A 19,855-nucleotide genomic window follows, 5' to 3' on the forward strand; every position below is an offset into this window, starting at 1 on the left:
GCTCAACTGGAAAGCTAATATATGACACATTTTAGCCACAAGTTGGCGAACGGTGATATTTTACAAAAACTTTACAATAAACCCATTGTGAGGAGTTCCTTCGTATGTAAGATGGAAATGTAATCCAAGAAATGAAGGCGAAGGAGGAATCGATTACGGATGAGGAAAAAATGGGCAAGAAAGTGGCTGAATCGGATAGTTACAGGTGCGATTGCGGCAACCATGCTGGCGGGCTTAGCTCCGTTTGCAGGAGCAAGCGCACAAGAAAACGCACAGGAAATTCTGCTTCAGGCCAGCCAGGAGACAAGCCCTTGGAATGCGGCAGACACTGCTAGCGCTGATATTCAAGCAGCAGCTGTGCCTCTTGCTGTAGCTGACGCGATTGCTAAAGGAAATAACGGGGAATCCGTGCAGGTCTCCGGCTATATTGTTGGACATGCTACCGGCTCGCTGACAGCTAAGTTCCAGAGTCCTTTCGCGAATGACTACAATTTTTTGATTTCCGATAGTCCGGCTGAGCGCAGTTCCGCCAAGCTGATTGATGTGCAAATCCCCGCCGGCCTCAGAGACCAGTTCGGGCTGCAGAGCAATCCGGGACTGATCGGGCAGCGCGTAAATGTAACGGGTACTCTTGCGGCTTATAACAGCTTTGCTGGACTTAAGAGCGTGTCCGCAATTCAGCTGGCAGATGCTGAAGGGCAGCCAAATCCAGGCGAAACACAGCCAGGCCAGCCTGGGGGCGGAGCGAATCCGGCGCTGCCGGACGGCACGGGCAAAAGAGTGCTCTTCGACAACGCTCATGCCCAGACGGCAGGGGCTGCCGATTGGATTATCGACGGGGCGTTTTCCGATTTTGCCGATGGGCTGCGTGCGGCAGGGTTTGCAGTAGAGTCGCTGGAGCGCACGGCTCCTCACCGATTCGATACTCCGGCCATTACGTACAACCGTCTTAAAGATTATGACGTCTTCGTCATTCCTGAAGCGAATATCCCTTTCAAGACCGCGGAGCAGGATGCGATCGTTCAGTACGTTCAAGATGGAGGCGCCGTGTTCTTCATCGCAGACCACTACAATGCTGACCGCAACAAGAACCGCTGGGATTCCTCCGAGGTATTCAACGGCTACCGCCGGGGCGCCTACGGGCTGCCGGCCAAGGGCATGAGCACGGAAGAAGCGTCCTCCCCGGCGATGCAGAACGTGACAAGCTCGGACTGGCTTGCCAATCATTTTGGCGTGCGCTTCCGCTATAATGCGCTTGGCGACGTGAATGCAACTGATATTGTCGTTCCGTCCCAGTCATTCGGGATTACATCGGGCGTAAGCGCAGTCGCCATGCATGCCGGTTCAACGCTGGCGATTATCGATCCCGCGAAGGCCAAGGGAATCGTATATGTTCCGTCCGGTGTGCCGAAGTGGGGAAGCGCCGTGGACAGCGGCGTCTATAACGGCGGCGGCCGGGCCGAAGGACCGTATGCGGCCATCGCCAAAATCGGACTTGGCAAAGCGGCGTTCATCGGCGATTCCTCGCCCGTTGAGGATGCTACGCCAAAATACGTCCGCGAGGAGAATGGAGCGAAGAAGACGACGTATGACGGCTTCAAGGAAGTGGATGACGGGCTGTTTCTCATCCAGACCGTGAAATGGCTCGCCCATAAGGAAAACTACACTTCCCTAAGCGAGGTATCCGGACTTGTCCTTGATACGCCGACAGTGCTGCGTGCGGACGAGATGCCAGCGGCTTCGACGGAACCGATGCCCGAGCCTTGGTCTGCGCCGGCCGCGGGCTACAAATGGTATGATCCATCCACCTTCAAGCCGGGATCTTACGGCTCTTCGCAGCCGCCAGCGGCCGAGCCGGTGTATGCCTTCGTCCACCAATCCCAGCTGCCGAGCGCGCAGGAATTTACAATCCGCTTGACCGCCGATGGCTTGAACCCGGGGCAGACGGTAACCGGTCTTGCGGTGGGAATATATCTTAGCGGCGGCGAGCAGATTGCCCGGTTCAAAAATAGCGACGGCTCGTGGTCCGCTTACGGGTACAGCCCGAGCTTTTCCCTGACGGCCAATGCGCAGGGCAAGGCTTCGAAGGACCTGATCGTCCAGCTTAAACCGAACCAGGCGGGTGCTGCGAACCTGCGCTTGAAGCAGGATAGCGCCAACGTACTCACGAAGACGGTAACGATCGCTAACGTAAGTGCGCAGCCGCTCCCTCAGGTGAGCATCCTTCCGCTCAACGAACCGGTGGTTGCCGCGCATCGGTCGGTATGGTTTGATCGTTTGCTTGGCCATATTGCACTGCATGCGGCGTAACGTTCATAAGTGAACATTTCCGTGAGTATACGTGAATTTGAAGCTGAATATGGCAAGCAATGGGCAGCCCTGCTAAGGGCTGCTCTTATTTTCCATTGCTGCCGGGAGGCGGTTTCTCCCGCTTTGTGCCTGGTGCGCCATTCGGATATGATGGAATTATGAACAACAGCCAACAGTAATCTGGTGGGGGAACGAGAAATGAACAAGGTAACGATGAAGGATATCGCCGAGGCAGCCCAGGTCTCCTTGGCCACGGTTTCCTATGTGCTCAACAATAATACGAAGCAAAAAATAAGCGAGGAAACCCGGCAGCGGATTCTCGGCATTGCTCAGCAGCTTCAATATGTTCCCAACATGGCCGCTCGCAGCCTGGTCGGGAATACTTCTTCCAAGCTCGTCGCCATCGTCACGCTTAAAGATAACGATGATCAGCCGTGGCGCAAGAGCAGGTATCACGATTTGACGATGCGGCTGCAGGAACTGCTCAATGAGCGGGGCTATGACGTGATCGTGGCTGGTACGGATAGCTCTCAGGTAGAGCTGGATATCATTCTAAAAAGAACACTCGATGCGTTATTCCTGATCGATGTGCCGGAGGAGCGTTTTTTCAACATTTCACGCAAATTTACCGTGCCAATCATAGTTATCGACAGCTATATCGAGGATACGATGTTCCGGAAGGTAGTCCCTGATTATCGATCCGCGATCCGGCTGGCCAGGGAAATGCTAGGCAAAAGCCTGGAGCCTTTCCTCGTGACAGGGAAGTTTAATAATGCCGGAATGGAACAGGCCTTAACGGAAACGTTTCGCCCGGATCATGTATATCAGATGGATACGCGGGAAGGATTGGAGCAGTACGTTCTTGCCCGTCCAGGGTTGCCGGGGATTTTTGCAAATGAGTTATTGGCGGTCATGGCAGCGCCCTATATGCGGGCTGAGGATATGATCGTGCTTGCCAATGCGGGGGCGGAGTATTTGCTGCCAAGCGGAGTCCGGCGCATCGTGTTCGATAACGGGGTTAAAGCCCAAATGTCTATTGCTGTTATGGAGAAGCTGCTGCGCAAGGAATATGATGAAATTGAAGATTATAGTTATGTACCTCCTGAATGAGCGACTTCACCAGCGGATTGACACTCGTGAATGATCGGTGATATAATCCCGCTCAAATAGTCACTTAAGCGCTTAAGTTTACACACGATATTTCGCGATTGGAGTGAATCAATTGGCGGTACAACGGGAGCATGACGTAGTCGTCGATTATGGCGATCTTGCGGTAACTGAAGGAATATCCGTCTTTGATAAACGGTTTGATGAAAAGTTCTATTACGGCGGGGATGACCTGGGTGCCGTGTACACGTCCAGGGAGACCAGGTTCCGGTTATGGGCGCCGACGGCTTCGGAGGCGGAGGTCGTTTTCTATGAATCATGGAATGAGGAGAAGCCCGCTCAGATCCTCCCTATGAATCGCGATATTCAGGGCACCTGGCTGCTGGCCGCGCAGGGGGATTATCTGGGGCGTTACTATACGTACCGCGTCAAGGTCGGGCAGGATTGGAACGAAGCGGCTGATCCATATGCCAAGGCCGTTGGTGTAAACGGGGACCGGGCGGTGGTCATGGATTTGCAGCGCACAGACCCGGAACGGTGGGAAGATGACCGTAAACCGCCTTTCGAGGCTGCGGTCGATGCGGTGATTTACGAGCTGCATGTCAAGGATCTGTCCAGTCATCCTCACAGCGGGATTGCACATAAAGGAAAATTCCTTGGACTTGCGGAAAGCGGGACTCGGGGGCCGAATGGCATTTTGACAGGCTTGGATCATATTGCTGCGCTTGGCGTCACACATGTTCAGCTCCTGCCTGTCTATGATTATGCCACCGAAAGTGTGGACGAGACGAGGCTCGACCAGCCGCAGTACAATTGGGGATATGACCCCAAGAACTACAACGTGCCCGAGGGATCTTATGCTACCGATCCCTATGTGCCGGGCTTGCGCATCACTGAGCTGAAGCGGACCATTCAAGCCCTGCATGAGCGCGGGCTCCGGGTCATTATGGATGTCGTCTACAATCATGTCTACGATTGGTACTTGATCAATTTCACCAAGCTTGTGCCGGGATACTATTTGCGCTACAAGGAGGATGGCACGCTGTCGGACGGCTCGTTCTGCGGCAACGAATGCGCTTCAGAACGGCCGATGATGCGGAGGTTCATCGTTGATTCGGTACTGCACTGGGCGAAGGAGTATCATATGGACGGCTTCCGGTTCGATCTTATGGGTTTGATGGACATCGAGACGATGAACGAGATTCGGAGGCGGCTGGATGAGCTCGATCCTGCGATCATCACGATCGGGGAGGGCTGGGTGATGGACACGGTGCTGCCGGATGAGCACAGGGCTCATCAGAACAATGCCGCCAAGCTCCCGGGAATCGGGCACTTCAACGATGATTACCGCGATGCAATCAAGGGAAGCATTTTCTATGCTGACCAGAAAGGTTTTGTCAGCGGCGGTGCCGGCTACGAAGGACTCATTCGGGAGGGAATCGTCGGTGCCGTTGACTATGACAGGGATATCCGCAATTTTGCGAATGAGCCGGGCCAATCCGTAAATTACGTCGAATGTCATGATAACCATACCTTATGGGATAAAATCGTCCTCTCGGCCGCAGGCGAGCCCGAAGAGCTCCACCGTGGCATGCATCGGCTGGCTTCGGCAATGATCCTGACGAGCCAAGGCATTCCATTCCTGCATGCAGGACAGGAATTCATGAGAACGAAGGACGGGGAAGAGAACAGCTACAAATCCCCGATCGAGGTGAACTGGCTGGATTGGGAACGCTGCGCCGCACGGCAAAATGACGTAGCCTATATGAGGGAGCTGATTGCCCTGCGCAAGAGCCATCCGGCGTTCCGTCTGCGTAGTGCGGATCAAATTCGCGAGCATCTGCGTTTTGAGCCGGCGCCGGAGCATTGCGTAGCCTATACGCTGCGCAATCATGCGGGCGGAGATGCTGCCAAGCATATTTATGTGCTGTACAAGGGCATGGAGGAATCCCTTCTTTTGAATTTGCCTGAGCTCGGGAAATGGACGATCCGCTTCGGAGGCGAGCATATCGCCGCGCTGGAGGGCCAACGATTAGAGGTGCATGGCCTCGGCATGGTTGTCCTTACGGTTGCGGAGTAATGATGGGTAAAGCAGGTAAAGCAGGTAAAGCAAATAAAGCGTCGTCGAAAGCTTCTTTGGCTAAGAAAGATTGCAATAATGCAGGAATACCTTCTCTTTATAGATGCTGATGTCCATTGAATGCGAAAGTGCAGGGGAAATTCCCGGTATCCAGTTATTTTTGGTGAAGTACGAGGAAATACTGCACTTTCCTTGCGGCATCTTAGTTGAACTGGAATTTTTCCTTCCAAGTAGATTAGACGGCTGAATTATGGCGGTTCCTAGATGGCAAGGATCAGCTGGTATCTAGATGTAATTCATGCAGTTAGTTCATCGGTTTTAACCGTGTTGGAGGGAACTAACTGCAAAACCTACATTTAGTTTTAGGCTATTTCGGCGAATTAGCTCCATTTAGGCCAACTAACTGCATGTATTACATTTAGCGCATGATTTTTTGATAAAAAAGCTTAACTAGCTGTATACAATACATTTAGTTTCTAAATGGCCTAGTAAAACTAAACCAGGAGCTGGATGGCCGCCATCCATAAATGTTATAGCAATCTCAAACAATTTCTAACAAACCACCGGCCCAGCAATCAAAGTGCTAAATGAATGAAACAAACATTAACAGTCCGTTATCAACCCGGCATCATATTGAAAATAATTGTTGTGCAAAATATAGTAATAAAGATGACTGCAATTCATATAAATTGCACATTCAGAAATTAGGAGATGATGGGATGAAAACGATCTGTGTCTTTGCAGGCTCGAATTTAGGTGCGCATGAAGACTATAAGCAGGCTGCTGGACAACTGGGGCGCCATTTGGCCGAGCAGCAGTACCGTCTGGTGTATGGCGGATCGAGGATCGGGCTGATGGGAGAAGCGGCCAATGCGGCAATGGCTGCCGGCGGAGAGGTGATCGGTGTCATGCCATCGGGATTGTTTGCAGGCGAGATGGTGCATCGGGAACTGACTGAGCTAATTGAAGTGGACGGCATGCATGCCCGAAAAGCAAAAATGGGGGAGCTGGCCGACGGCTTCATTGCGCTGCCCGGCGGCTTTGGAACCTATGAGGAATTGTTCGAGGTGCTGTGCTGGTCCCAAATCGGCATCCATAAGAAGCCGGTTGGCCTCCTGAATGTTCGCGGCTTCTACGACCCGCTGCTTCAAATGGTCGAGCACAGCATTCAAGAGGGCTTCTCCAATTCTTCTCACCTGAGTTTGATTAATATCTCCCCGGATCCTGCCGAATTATTGCAGTTGATGGAATCCTACCAGCCGCAGGTGCTGGAGAAAAAGTGGAAGGAACTCGTTTAAGCCGCTTTGGAGGCAATGAAAGAGCTGCGGCGGGGAATAGCTAGTCTTGAATCCTGCGCATCTACACGCGCACAAACACGAAAAAAGCGTCCCTAGCCGCTATGGCTGAGGGGACGCTTTTTGGCTTCATGATAGCTTAAACTCTCACGGACGATCTTGCATACTGGACTTCGCCCAGGCCGCCGATCGTGTAGCTCCGGTCGTAAATGACGATCGCTGCCGGCGTCTCGGTTTCGTTGGTGACCGTGATGCTGTCTTCGGTTACGCTGACGTTCAGGCGGGCTCCCCGGAACATGACCTTGAACGAGAAGGCGGTCCAATGGGAAGGGACGAATGGATGCAGCTGCAGCGCTCCGTCTTTTACCTTCAAGCCGCCGAAGCCTTGAACGACGGACATCCATGTGCCAGCCATGCTCGTGATGTGCAGGCCGTCCTCGGTGTCGTTATTGTAATTATCGAGATCCAGGCGCGCGGTGCGCAGGTACATTTCGTAAGCCTTCTCCTGGTAGCCCAGCTCACAAGCGATGATCGCATGGAGACATGGCGACAGGGAAGACTCGTGCACGGTCAGCGGCTCATAGAAATCGAAATTGCGTTTTTTGGTTTCCAGGTCGAACTGGTCGCCCAGGAAATAAATCCCCTGCAGCACGTCGGCCTGTTTGATGAAGCAGGAGCGGAGAATCCGGTCCCAGGACCAGTTCTGGTTCAGCGGCAGGTCCTCTGGCTTCAGGTCTTTGACCGGGATAATCTCCTTGTCGAGGAAGCCGTCCTGCTGCAGGAAGACGCCGCGCTTCTCATCGTATGGATAGTACATATTATCGATAATTTCGTTCCACTTGGCGATCTCCTCGTCCTTCAGCTCCAGCTTGCTGACAAGCTCTGCATAACGGGCCTGTTCATGCTCCTTCAGATAGTTCATAACTTCCTGGGTATATTCCAGCGTCCAGACAGCAATCCGATTCGTGTACCAGTTGTTGTTGACGTTGTTCTCGTATTCGTTTGGCCCCGTGACGCCGAGCATGACATACTTGCCCTTGTCCTTGGAGAAATTGACGCGCTCTTCCCAGAAGCGGGAAATTTCCACGAGCACCTCAAGACCGTATTGGCCGAGATACGATTTATCCCCGGTATAGTTGACATAGTTGTAAATCGCGTACGCGATTGCTCCGTTGCGGTGGATTTCCTCGAACGTAATTTCCCACTCGTTATGACATTCCTCGCCGTTCATCGTTACCATCGGATAGAGGGCGCCTTTGGCAAAGCCAAGCTTGCGGGCGTTTTCCTTCGCCTTCTCCAGATGCTTGTAGCGGTAGATGAGCAGGTTGCGGGCAATGCTGGAATCCGCCGTGCTGAGGTAGAACGGCAGGCAGTAGGCTTCCGTATCCCAATAGGTGCTGCCGCCGTATTTTTCACCTGTAAAGCCCTTAGGCCCGATATTCAGACGGTCGTCATCGCCGGTATAGGTCTGATTCAATTGGAAAATATTGAAGCGAATCGCCTGCTGCGCGGACTCGTCGCCTTCGATAATAATGTCGCTTTCGCTCCATTTCGCGGCCCAGGTATCGACCTGTTCGCGAAGCAGCGTGTCGAACCCGGCTTCCTTGGCCGCGGTCAGCGATTTCGTACCGGCCTCTACCAGCTGCCCTAGACCATGGTTGCGGGAAGTAACGTTAGCTACATATTTGTACAAAGTGATCTGTTCACCAGCGGCTGCCTCGACGGCCACTTCACTGGAAACGAATTTCTCGCGTTCCTTCAGGGACGGGGCGAATTCCAGCTTGTTTCCGTCTTTGAAAACATCAAATGCCATCACCGAGGTGACATGGAAATCGAGCTTCTTCGTCTTTAGCGTCAGGTAGGAAATGTCCGCTGCCGCCGCTTTTTCTACTTCCAGCCAGAATTTCTCGTCGTAGTTCGAGTCCTTATTCTGCACATCCCCATCGAGGTAAGGTACTAGGCGGATCGTACCGCTAAAGTTCAGCGGTGTAATCGCATAGCGAATCGCTCCGATCTCATGGCGGGCCATGCTGACAAAACGCAGCGCCTCTACCTGAACTTGCTTGCCATCCTCAAGCTCCGCTTTGAAGCGGCGGGATAAGGTGCCTTCCTTCATGTTCAACTCGCGAACGAAATCGCTGACTTTGCATTTAGCAAGATCGAGTTCGATGCCATCAAGGAATACGTTGATTCCAATCCAGTTCGTACTGTTCAGCACTTTGGCGAAATATTCGGGATATCCGTTTTTCCACCAGCCGACACGCGTCTTGTCCGGGTAATAGACCCCGGCCATGTAGCTGCCTTGCAGGGATGAGCCGCTGTATTTCTCTTCGAAGTTGGCGCGTTGGCCCATAAATCCGTTGCCGATGCTGAATATGCTTTCGGATATTTCATGCGTTGATGGATCGAAGGACTCCTCGATAATCGACCATTCATTGATTTTAAGATATTGTCTCACGATAACCAGACTCCTTTAATCATATGATGAAGTAACAATTACACTTACATACGGACGAGTAAGGCGGCTGAAGCAGGCTGATCTAACGGGCGAGGCTCAGCTCCTTAAGGCGTTCTATCGTCATTTCCTGAAGCGAAGATACGACCAGCTCGGCCTGGCCCAGCGTTGCGGGCGAGCCGATGCCAACGCAGCTCATCCCGGCCCGATGCGCTGCTTCCACCCCGGCTTCGGCATCTTCAAAGACAATGCATTGCTCCGGCGGGACGGAGAGGGCTGCCGCTCCAAGCAGGAATACCTCCGGATCGGGTTTGGCATTCGTCGTGCGTGTTCCATCGATGATTGCATCGAAATACGGGGTAAGGCCGGTATTGTCAAGAATGGTCATGGCATTCTTGCTGGCCGACCCGAGCGCCGTCTTCAGCCCGTTCTCCCGGCAGGCTTTAAGAAAATTCAGCGCCCCTGGCAATATTTCCGTATGATCCATTTTGGAAATGGATTCGAAGTACCAGTTATTTTTCCGCTCGGCAAGCTCGTATTTTTTGGCGTTATCGAACTGCAGGCCGCCAACGCTGAGCAGAATGTCCAGGGATGCCATACGGCTGACGCCCTTCAGTTTCTCGTTATCCTGTTCGGTGAACGTGAATCCGAGCTCTTCCGCGAGCCGTTTCCAGGCCAGATAATGGTACTTGGCAGTATCGACGAGGACGCCGTCCAGGTCGAAAAGACATGCTTTGATTGAGGTCACAACCTCTCCTCCTTTAGCGCAAACGTTTGAACAAAAGATTAAAAAATAAATGAAGCAGCAGGGCTTCAATTATTTCTTCATCATTCCCCGCTTACGGGCGGACGGAATGGATGGATGATTCACGGATCATCAATCGATGCGGAATGATCTGACGCTTCTGGTAGGAGGCGTCCTGATTATTCTTGATCGACTGGATCAGTATCTGGGAAGCGGTATATCCCAAGTTGTAGATGCCGATATCCACACTGCTCAGCGGCGGGGTCGATAATTCGGACAAAGGTATATTGTTAAAGCTCACCAGGCACAAATCTTCGGGCACTTTATAGTTAAGCTCATGCAGGCCGCGCAAAATACCGAAGGCGACGACATCATCGATCAAGACGAGGGCAGTCGGCCGATTCGGAAGATTCATGAAGAACGACATGGCCCGGTAGCCGCTTTCCTGCAGAAATTCTCCTTCAACGATCCATTCAGGGCGGGATTCCAGTCCAGCGTCAGCAAGGGCTTTCATATAGCCTTTCAGCCGATCCTTCGAGACGACAAGCTCCGGCGGGCCGCTGACAAAGCCGATCCGTTCATGTCCAAGCGAAATCAGGTGCTTCGTTGCATCATAGGATGCTTGAACGTTGTCGGTGTCTACGGACAGAATGTCGGGATATTTGTCGCTCCGCCCGATGAGGACGAAGGGATGGCCATGCTCTTCCAGGAAATCGATGACCGGATCGTCCGTTCTGGAGTAGAGCAGAATGACCCCATCGACTCTGCGTCCGTTAAGCAATCTGGAGACGCCTTCGACTTCCTCCTTCTCATTGGCTCCCGAGCTGATGAGTACATCATATCCCAAACGGCTTGCCTGGGTGACGATGCCGCGGATCAATTCCATAAAGAAATAATTCGAGAACAATTCTTCAGCCGATTTCGGAAGCATGATGCATATGCTGTTCGTTGTCTTCGATACCAGACTCTTCGCCATAATGTTGGGATGGTAGCCAAGCTGCTCCATAATGGCTCTTACTTTCTGGGAAGTCTCCGTGCTGATTCTTGGATGATTGGACAGCACCCGGGACACGGTGGAGGGAGATACTCCGGCCTTTCTTGCAACGTCTTTAATGGTTACAGCCATAATGACCTCCTGTGGAACCGTTTGCTTTACACTGTAATCTTAATCTAAAGGCTAGTGAAAGTAAATAGATAATCCCCGACAAAATACCATGTTCAGCGGCATATTTATTAAAAAAGTTCTGTTTTTCAGAAATCCGGATAAAAGAAGTGCTGGATTTGAATATGAAGGGAAATTAAAGAAAATCGGAGAAAAACCAAGAAAAGCACATAAATGCTGTAGAAAACGACTTATGCAAACGTTTTAATTAAGTTAAACGCTTAAGTTATATTGTTATTGCAGATATAGCGCTTACATAAAACTCGGGAGCCATACAGGAAATTTCCGATCGTTCATGGTAACGTTTGCGCATTGAAATTTTGGATAGCGGTGTGAGACATGGCGTGGAAAGGGGGCGTTCATCCAGCTGAAGCTTCAAGGCAATCATCTGGTTCACAAATTTCTATGGTCAGGGAAAGGAGTCTATTGCTTATGGATTATAAAAGGTCATTTCGTATCGTTGCATTAAGCCTTGCCGTGCTGATGTTGGTTAACCTGCTTGGAATGAGTCAAGCGTCCGGTCAAGCTAATTCGCAGTTATGGACGGCCTCACAGCAAGAAGTACAGAACCAGGAGCCGAGCCTGATGTTCCATCCGGACGGGGCTGTAACCATAACCGGAATCACGGAAGCGGGCAAGCTGTACGTGGTGGGGAACTTTGCCGCATCGGGTTGGGCTCATTTTATAGAAATGACGGCAGTAAGCTCTTACACCGAGAATGGAACCCGAATGAATGTGTATTCATACACTATCCCGAAAACGGATTTTATCACGAATAAAGGTGTCGTCGAATATAAATTTTCAACTGCAGATGGAGACTGGAGTGCTTCCTACGCCGATCCTCGCAACGTCTCCAGGATCAGCGTAAATTCTGCCATTCATAGCTTAAGCGTTCGGGATCATGCAGGGCATCCGCCAGGAAGAGAAGTGGTCACAGGGCAATCCCTTGACCTGCGGGCGGTTAGAATTCTCGCGGATGGCACACCACTGGATTTCACGGACTATGCTGTCTGGTCGTCCAGCCAGCCGGGTGAGATTTCGGTTGCCGGCGGCAAAGTGCAGGTTGCCGATCACGCGGCTGCTGGAGCGAGCACGGTCATATCGGCCGTGTATGAGGATATCATAACTCAACTTGACCTGAAGGTTGTCGATCGGATTGTGGCCAGCCCAGTCATTAACGGGGACGGAAGCGTGACCTTTAATAACAATACCTATACAGGAAACGAGCTGTATGTCATCGGATCGATGAACGGCTGGTCCCCGGAGCAGAGTGAGGCCATGACGCTGGATGGGGCAGGGGTATTCTCGGCCACGATGGCCTTGGCGCCAGGCTCGTATTCTTATAAATTCAATTCGAGCCGCCTGCAGTGGGCGGATAATTTTGCCGATCCGCTAAATCCTCTCCAGCTTGACGGCAATTCTGTTGTTCATGTTCCCGGCATTCAAATCGGGGTACCGGATACCGTCGCCAAGGGAAGCTCCCTGGAGCTGAAGGCTGCGCTTGTCCAGCCCGATGGGACAACGGAACACGTGTCCCCGCAATGGTCCTTGAAGGAGAGCGGATTGGCCGGGATCTCGATTTCCGGGAGCAGGCTGGTCATCGCGGACGATGCGGCGGGGACTAGTTTTACGATTGTTGCCGAGCATGCGGGAAGCCGCAGCGAGAAGGAGGTTACTGTAGCTTCTGGGCTGTACACCTTCAACTTGCATTACTTCCGTTACGACGGCAAGCAAAACGACTGGAATATGTGGATTTGGCCGGAGGGGAAGGATGGCAGCGGTTATTCGTTCACAGGTATGGATGCGGACGGATTTGCGGTCGGAACGTATGCCTCCGTCTCACCTAAAATCGGCGTTCTGACGCGTTTGAGCGTACCGGGCAATGACTGGAGCGCACAGGAGATGGACCGCAAGGTGGAAATGCCCGCTGGCCAGACCGCTGTTGATGTGTACATGGTGGAGAACGATCCGAAGGTATATTTTGCAAAGCCGGATACTTCGCCGAAGTTCAGTGCAGTTATGGCTGACACCGTGGATACATTGATAGCAGAAGCCAGCAGCGAAATCGCCGAGGCGGATCTGAGTACGGTTCAGCTGACGGACATTACGAGTGGCAGCCGTAAGCTGTCCGTAAGCGCCGCTAAGCTTAGCGGCCGTAAGCTTAAAATTACATTGAACGATCCGCAGGAATTCGACGTGACGCATCAATATACACTAGAGACGGCACACTTGGCGCCAACTTTGGTGACGATGCGCAAAATTCTGGACGATCCCTCGTTCTACTACGACGGAGACGATCTCGGGTTAACCTACACGCAATCAGGCAGCACGTTCAAGGTATGGGCGCCTACCGCAGCCAGAGTCAGCGTATCGCTGTACAGCGGCGCTGGTGATTATGACGGGAACGGCCTTGTCACCGATCATGGGGGCGGGTCGGAGCACTTGCTAAACCGTTCGGCAAACGGCGTCTGGTCGGGCTCGGTGCCCGGCGATTTGAAAGGGCAATTTTATATGTACAAGATCGAGTTTGCGGATGGAACGGTCAATTATGCGGTAGATCCGTATGCGGTGGCCGTGTCGGCGAACGGGCAGCGCAGCGCCATCATTGATCTTCAAGATACGAACCCTGCGGGATGGACGCCAGAGAAGAAGCCGCAGCTGGTGGAGCCTGTCGATGCGGTGCTGTATGAGCTGCATATTCGCGATTTCTCGATCAGTCCGGATTCGGGAATGACGCATAAGGGGAAATACAAAGCTTTTACGGAGAGAGGAGCGAAGACCTCCCAGGGGCTTCCCACGGGGACCGATCACTTAAAAGCGCTTGGAGTCACGCATGTACATCTGCTGCCGGCTTATGACTTCAAGACAGTGAACGAGCTGGCGGTGGACGATCCGTCCTCCGATGCTCCGAAATACAATTGGGGCTACGATCCGCAAAACTATAACGTCCCCGAAGGAGCTTATTCTAGCGATCCCAGCGATCCTGCGGCGAGAATTCGAGAGTTCAAGGAGATGGTGCAGAGTCTGCATGACGAAGGCATCGGGGTCGTGATGGACGTTGTATACAACCATACCTTCTCCATTGAAGACGGTCCTTTCAACAAAATCGTCCCAGGCTATTATTATCGGACGACGGACGCCGGGACGTATTCCAATGCCACGGGAGTCGGCAATGAATTGGCCTCGGAGCGCCCGATGGTCAGCAAATATATTCGCGAGTCCGTGAAATATTGGGCCGAGGAGTACGCCGTAGACGGCTTCCGGTTCGATCTTATGGGTCTGATCGATATTGATACGATGAAGGACGTGACAAGCGAGCTGCATCAGGAGGTAGACCCCAGCCTGATCGTGTATGGAGAGCCATGGGATATGGGGCCCACGCCACTGCCGCAGAGCTTGAAGACGATTAAGGGCTCGCAGAGAAATCAAGGCTTTGCGGTGTTTAACGATGATGTCCGCGGCGCGATCAAAGGGGATAGCGACAGCACGGGCAAAGGCTTCGCTACGGGCGAGCCTGGCCAGGAGGCCGCCGTTGTCACCGGAGTTAAGGGGGCGACGGATTCTTTTGCGGCTAAGCCTTCGGAAGCGATCAATTACGTTACCGCCCATGACAATTTGAATCTGTGGGACAAAATCGTCAGAACACAGGGGCTGGACAACGACCTGGGCATGCTGAACATTCAAGACGGTGTGCTGGAGGGCGGAGGCAGCGTCGAGGACGCGGTAGCCGCGGCGCAGCCGCATAAGTATGTTGGCACGGGAGAGGACGTGTTCGACAACGAGACGGTAAGACGCTCGCTGCTGGCAAACGGAATTGTACTTACCTCGCAGGGTGTGCCGTTCCTGCATGCGGGCGATGAGCTGCTGCGCTCCAAGTACGGCGACCATAACAGCTATCGGAGTCCGGATGCGGTCAATCAGATCCGCTGGGTCAACAAGGATAATTTCAGCCGGGTATTTGATTACTATCAGGGCTTGATCGAGCTGCGCAAGAGCCATCCGGCCTTCCGGATGAATTCGAAGGAAGCCATTGCGAAGCATCTGCAGGTGACGAAAAGCGATGGCAGCATCGTGTCGTTTCAATTGAAGGATTATGCAAACGGTGACACCTGGAAGAATATTGTCGTCATTTACAATGCCAACAAGACGGCTCAGACCGTTCAGCTTCCCGGCGGATCAGCCTGGAATATCGTTGTCAATGACCGGGCGGCAGGAACGGCAAAACTGGGGGCTCCTGTAAGCGGCAGTGTGCAGGTTGCCGGATTGTCGATGATGGTGCTGTACGACGAAGAGACGCTGTACTCGCCGGAGGTGAGCAAAATTGAGCTGACTCCTGCTGCCTTAGGGCTGGAACCAGGCATGAACCGCTCGCTGAAGGCCATCGTCCGCGACCAGAAGGGCAACCCCATGGCCGGAGCAGGCCTCGTCTGGAGCACTTCGGATAACAAGGTAGCCACCGTGAGCGAAAGAGGTCTGATCAGCGCCAAGGCGGAGGGGACGGCAACGATTACCGCCGCTATCGGCCAGATTCAGGCTGCCGCTACGGTGCAGGTTGGCAAATTACAGCCTACAGCGCTGACATTGACTGGGGCGGGTGAGGTTTATGCTACCCAGTCAACGATTGTAAACGCGACGCTGTTGGATCAATTTGGCCAGATTTTGAAAGGCAAGACGTTAGCCTGGAGCAGCTCGGATACGTCCATCGCAACCGTAAGCGGGACCGGGGAAGTCAAGGGGCTGAAACCGGGAACGGTTACGATCACTGCCCGGATCGGCGGACTTCAGGCTGAGAAGCAAATCAAAGTTCTGCCTTTTGAAAAGAAAACGGTACAGCTCCGTTATACACGCCCCGATCAGAATTATGAGGACTGGAACCTGTGGATTTGGGGAACCGGCGGTGTGAGCGACGGTCAGGTGAACTTCACGGTCCGGGACGGCGTTGCAGTCGCGAATATCGAGACCGCGCCAGACAGCGGCTCTGTCGGATTTGTTGTCCGCAAAGGCACGGACTGGAGCACGGCGAAGCAGGATATTCCCGATGACCGGAGCATCCCGCTCGGAACCGGACAGACCTTCGTGAAGGTGAATGTGCAGAGTATGGTCATGGAGATTGAAATTGTGCCGGAGGTGAGCGGGCCGGCGTTGAACGAAGGGAACATTATTTTCTATTACCGGGATGACGCTCTGTATCGGCAGGATGCCATGCATACGATATCCGCCGTGAAGCTGAATGTGTCTTCGGGGCATGATGTCCAGAGCTATGACATGGTCTATGATCCGAAAAATGAATATTTTGTCTATACGCTGAAAAATGTGGAGCAGGGCAAATATTATTACGATTTCATGGTCACGCGCAATGGCCAGGACACCATCGTTTTGGATGACAAAAATCCGCAGCGTGAAGGCGGCCGTTCTGTCATCGAGTTTCGGAAGCCGGAGCTGGATATTCAGGCAGGGATATTCCCGGCCAGCTTGAACGGAGCTATCGCTTACCATGAAAATGCAGTATTGACGCTGAAAGTAACTGGGGATGAAGGCGTCAAACTGCGAGAAGCCTATGCGGATTTGCGGCAGCTTGGAGGCGGGGCGAAAGAAGCCATTGACCCGCTGCTGCTTGAACGGACGATCTCCGTGGCCGATCATATAGCAGCTGGTACTAAGACAATCGGGATTACGGTCATTGATGAATATGGCAACAAGCATCAGGATCAAGCAGAAATTACAGTGAAAGCGAGAACGGGGAGCTCGCCGCTGGATTTCGACTGGGATGAGGCGAGGATTTATTTTCTCCTGACGGACCGCTTCTATAACGGCGACCCAAGCAATGATAACCCGAATCATATTCCGGGAAGCTATGACCCAGCTCAACCGGAAGCCTATCATGGCGGAGATATCCGGGGTATTATTGAAAAGCTCGATTACCTGGAGAAGCTGGGGATCAATACGATCTGGATTACGCCAATCGTGGATAACATCGATTTTGATGTCCGCTACGGTAAAGATGGGCCGCAATTCGGCTATCACGGTTATTGGGCCAAAAACTTCGAGACGATGGATGAGCATCTTGGCGATATCGACGATTTCAAGGAGTTGATTGACAAGGCTCATGACCGCGGCATGAAAATCATGGTCGACGTGGTGCTGAACCATGCCGGTTACGGCATGAAGCAAGGCGATCAGGGCGCAGGAGTTCCAGGTTATCCGGCGGCGGAGGACCAGGAGCGCTTCGCGGGCATGCTGCGGGACGGCGGAACGGACACGGTTCGCGGGGAACTCGCCGGCCTGCCGGACTTTAAGACGGAGGAAGCCGAGGTCAGGAATAAGCTGATCGAATGGCAGGTCGGTTGGCTCAGCAAGGCGCGCACTGATCGCGGCGACACGATTGACTATTTTCGCGTGGATACGGTGAAGCATGTCGATGAGACGACATGGATGGCTTTCAAGAATGAGCTGACGAAGACTAAGCCCGATTTCAAACTGATCGGCGAATATTTCGGGGCATCCCCGGGCAATACCGGTGGATTTTTGGGGAACGGCATGATGGATTCATTATTGGATTTTCAATTTAAAGACAAGGCTAGAGATTTCGTGAACGGCCAGATCGACAGCGTGGAATCTTACTTGCAGCTGCGGAACGGATTGCTGGCGAGCGACAAGACGTTTGGGCAATTTTTGAGCAGCCACGATGAGAGCGGGTTCCTGTCGCATTATGTGGACGGCGACATCGGCAAGCTGAAGGTGGCGGCAGCGCTGCAGATGACAAGCAAGGGCCAGCCGGTAATCTACTACGGTGAGGAATTGGGGCAATCGGGCGGAACGGCGGGCGACATGGATCTTGGCGAGTTTAACGACAATCGGGATGACATGCCTTGGGGAAAAATAGACAGCCTTGATGCCGCGGCGATGGATATCCACACTCACTACACGAAGCTGCTGCAAATTCGCGCGAAGCATTCGAAGGTGTTCTCCAAAGGAACACGGACGAAGCTCGGCGGATCGGATGCAAGCGGGTATGTTGTATTCTCCAGGACGCTTGGAGAAGAGGCGGTGATTGTGGGGTTGAATACGAGAGCAGAGGAGGCTGCGGCCGAGTTTAAGGTTCCTTTTGCCGCAGGAACGACACTCACGGATGAATACAGCCAGGCCAAGTATAAGGTGGCAAATGGCGGCAAAGTGTCCGTGGTCATTCCTGGCAAGGATCAGGGCGGAACCATTGTGCTGTCCGCTCCAGACAAAGGAAAGCCGCAAGAGCCTGGAAACGGGGATCCTGGCTCTGGGCCATCTCCTTCGACGCCGGGCGGCAGCGGCAGCAGCGGGAGTGGAGCGGGAGATGGTGCCGATAACGACAAGGGTAGACAAGATAGTAAGGGCCAGCCTGCGGACGTGCAGTTTGTAAGTGGTCCGGTTGCGGAGAAGGGTGTAGTCACGATTGTTGCCGAACCGGGCAAACGCATAATCCGGCTGCCCGCAAACGCTTCCGCGTTGGATGGCAGCAATGCGTTGAGATTTAAGACTGAACCGTTCACGTTAGATGTGCCGGCCTCTGTCGTGAAGCAGCTGATCGACTTGATTTCGGCAGACACGCAGAATGATGCAGCGAATGGGGCAGCGGATGGTTCTTTGGTAAGTGCTGTGAGTGGTGCCCAAATCGTTTTCTCCTTCCAGCCTTTAGCGGATGAGGAAGGGCGGAGACTGCTGGCAATTGCCCAGCAGGGGCAAGAAAGCGTTGTACTAAATGTACAAGGAAAAGTGTATGAACTGTCTCTATATGTTGTAACAGGGGACGGGAAAATGCTGGCGCTCGATAGGTTCACCGCCCCGCTGCATATCCACTTTAATACGGATGATGCGTCAGCCGGCTCCATATTAGGACTGCACGGAGTATTGGGCATTTACCGTTTTGGGGATAACGGTCTGCTCCAGTATGCAGGAGCCCGCTGGTCGGGGTCAGGATTGTCGGCTAAGCTTAATGCACTTGGGAAGCTTGCGCTCGTAAGCTATGACAGAACATTCAGCGACGTTCCATCGGAGCATTGGGCTAGTAATGTAATCAAACAGCTGACGGCACGGCAAATTGTCATGGGTGTGTCAGAGGATGCGTTTGCACCTTCAACGAGCGTAACGCGAGCGGAATTTACCGCAATGCTCATCAGAGCGTTGGCATCGGAACAGCAGCTCTGGGCGAAGCAACCGCCAGATCGGGAACAGGGGCAGGGGACTGCGACTAACATGAACTATCCTGACATTCCTGCTTCCGCATGGTATGCTGACGCGGTTGCGAAGGCTAGTGCAGCAGGTATCGTTAAGGGACGTGCGGACGGCACGTTTGGCAGCAATGATACTATTACCCGCGAGGAAATGGCCGCTATGATCATGAGAGCATACGGCGTGTTGAATGGTGTCATGGGCGGTCAAAACGCTGACGGTGCTGATGAACTTAACGCTGCTGACCATGTGAATAGCATTGGAGAGGGGCGCAGTACGTCTGGGGAAACTGCCCGGTCAGTACTCGCCGTATTCAAGGATGGCAACAGCGTTGCCCCTTGGGCGCAGCAGGCAGTGTCGGAAGCGGCAGCTCTAGGTTTGCTGAAAGGCAAGGAGAATGGCCTTTTTGCACCGAAGGAACAATTAACTCGTGCCGAAAGCGCACAAGTGATATGGAAGCTGCTGCAGCAATAACACAAAAGACCTTTGGGCGCGG

Annotated in this window: 8 protein-coding genes; 5 read left to right on the top strand and 3 right to left on the bottom strand. The window is 53.0% G+C overall.

Annotated features, from left to right (window positions below):
• Positions 1 to 159: 159 nt before the first annotated feature.
• The 4 genes from MKX50_RS02955 to MKX50_RS02970 all read left to right on the top strand — a co-directional run bounded on the left by MKX50_RS02955 (position 160) and on the right by MKX50_RS02970 (position 6,795).
• On the top strand, positions 160 to 2,310 hold the full coding sequence (locus MKX50_RS02955) for a DUF6359 domain-containing protein (RefSeq protein ID WP_339158374.1): 2,151 nt from the start codon (positions 160 to 162) through the stop codon (positions 2,308 to 2,310).
• Between the two features lie 198 nt (positions 2,311 to 2,508).
• A complete protein-coding gene (locus MKX50_RS02960; protein ID WP_339158375.1) occupies positions 2,509 to 3,420 on the top strand; it encodes a LacI family DNA-binding transcriptional regulator in 912 nt (303 codons plus the stop codon).
• Between the two features lie 112 nt (positions 3,421 to 3,532).
• Positions 3,533 to 5,497, top strand: coding sequence for a type I pullulanase (gene pulA, locus MKX50_RS02965; RefSeq protein WP_339158376.1), 1,965 nt, complete (start codon positions 3,533 to 3,535; stop codon positions 5,495 to 5,497).
• Positions 5,498 to 6,216: 719 nt separating this feature from the next.
• A complete protein-coding gene (locus MKX50_RS02970) occupies positions 6,217 to 6,795 on the top strand; it encodes a TIGR00730 family Rossman fold protein (protein WP_213590980.1) in 579 nt (192 codons plus the stop codon).
• A 136-nt stretch (positions 6,796 to 6,931) separates the two neighbouring features.
• Here MKX50_RS02970 and MKX50_RS02975 read toward each other — a convergent pair whose 3' ends face one another.
• The 3 genes from MKX50_RS02975 to MKX50_RS02985 form a co-directional block, all read right to left on the bottom strand.
• Positions 6,932 to 9,250, bottom strand: a complete 2,319-nt coding sequence (locus MKX50_RS02975; RefSeq protein ID WP_339158377.1) for a glycoside hydrolase family 65 protein — start codon at positions 9,248 to 9,250, stop codon at positions 6,932 to 6,934.
• Positions 9,251 to 9,332: 82 nt separating this feature from the next.
• Positions 9,333 to 9,995, bottom strand: coding sequence for a beta-phosphoglucomutase (gene pgmB / locus MKX50_RS02980; RefSeq protein ID WP_213590982.1), 663 nt, complete (start codon positions 9,993 to 9,995; stop codon positions 9,333 to 9,335).
• A 91-nt stretch (positions 9,996 to 10,086) separates the two neighbouring features.
• Positions 10,087 to 11,118: a LacI family DNA-binding transcriptional regulator gene (locus MKX50_RS02985; protein ID WP_155612993.1), complete on the bottom strand. Its 1,032-nt coding sequence runs from the start codon at positions 11,116 to 11,118 to the stop codon at positions 10,087 to 10,089.
• A gap of 468 nt (positions 11,119 to 11,586) precedes the next feature.
• On the opposite strand from MKX50_RS02985, the gene pulA (MKX50_RS02990) reads away from it, so the two are divergent.
• A complete protein-coding gene (pulA, locus tag MKX50_RS02990; protein ID WP_339158378.1) occupies positions 11,587 to 19,833 on the top strand; it encodes a type I pullulanase in 8,247 nt (2,748 codons plus the stop codon).
• Positions 19,834 to 19,855: the final 22 nt, after the last annotated feature.

Origin of the sequence: Paenibacillus sp. FSL W8-0186, from assembly GCF_037969765.1 — a bacterium.
GTDB lineage: Bacteria > Bacillota > Bacilli > Paenibacillales > Paenibacillaceae > Fontibacillus > Fontibacillus woosongensis.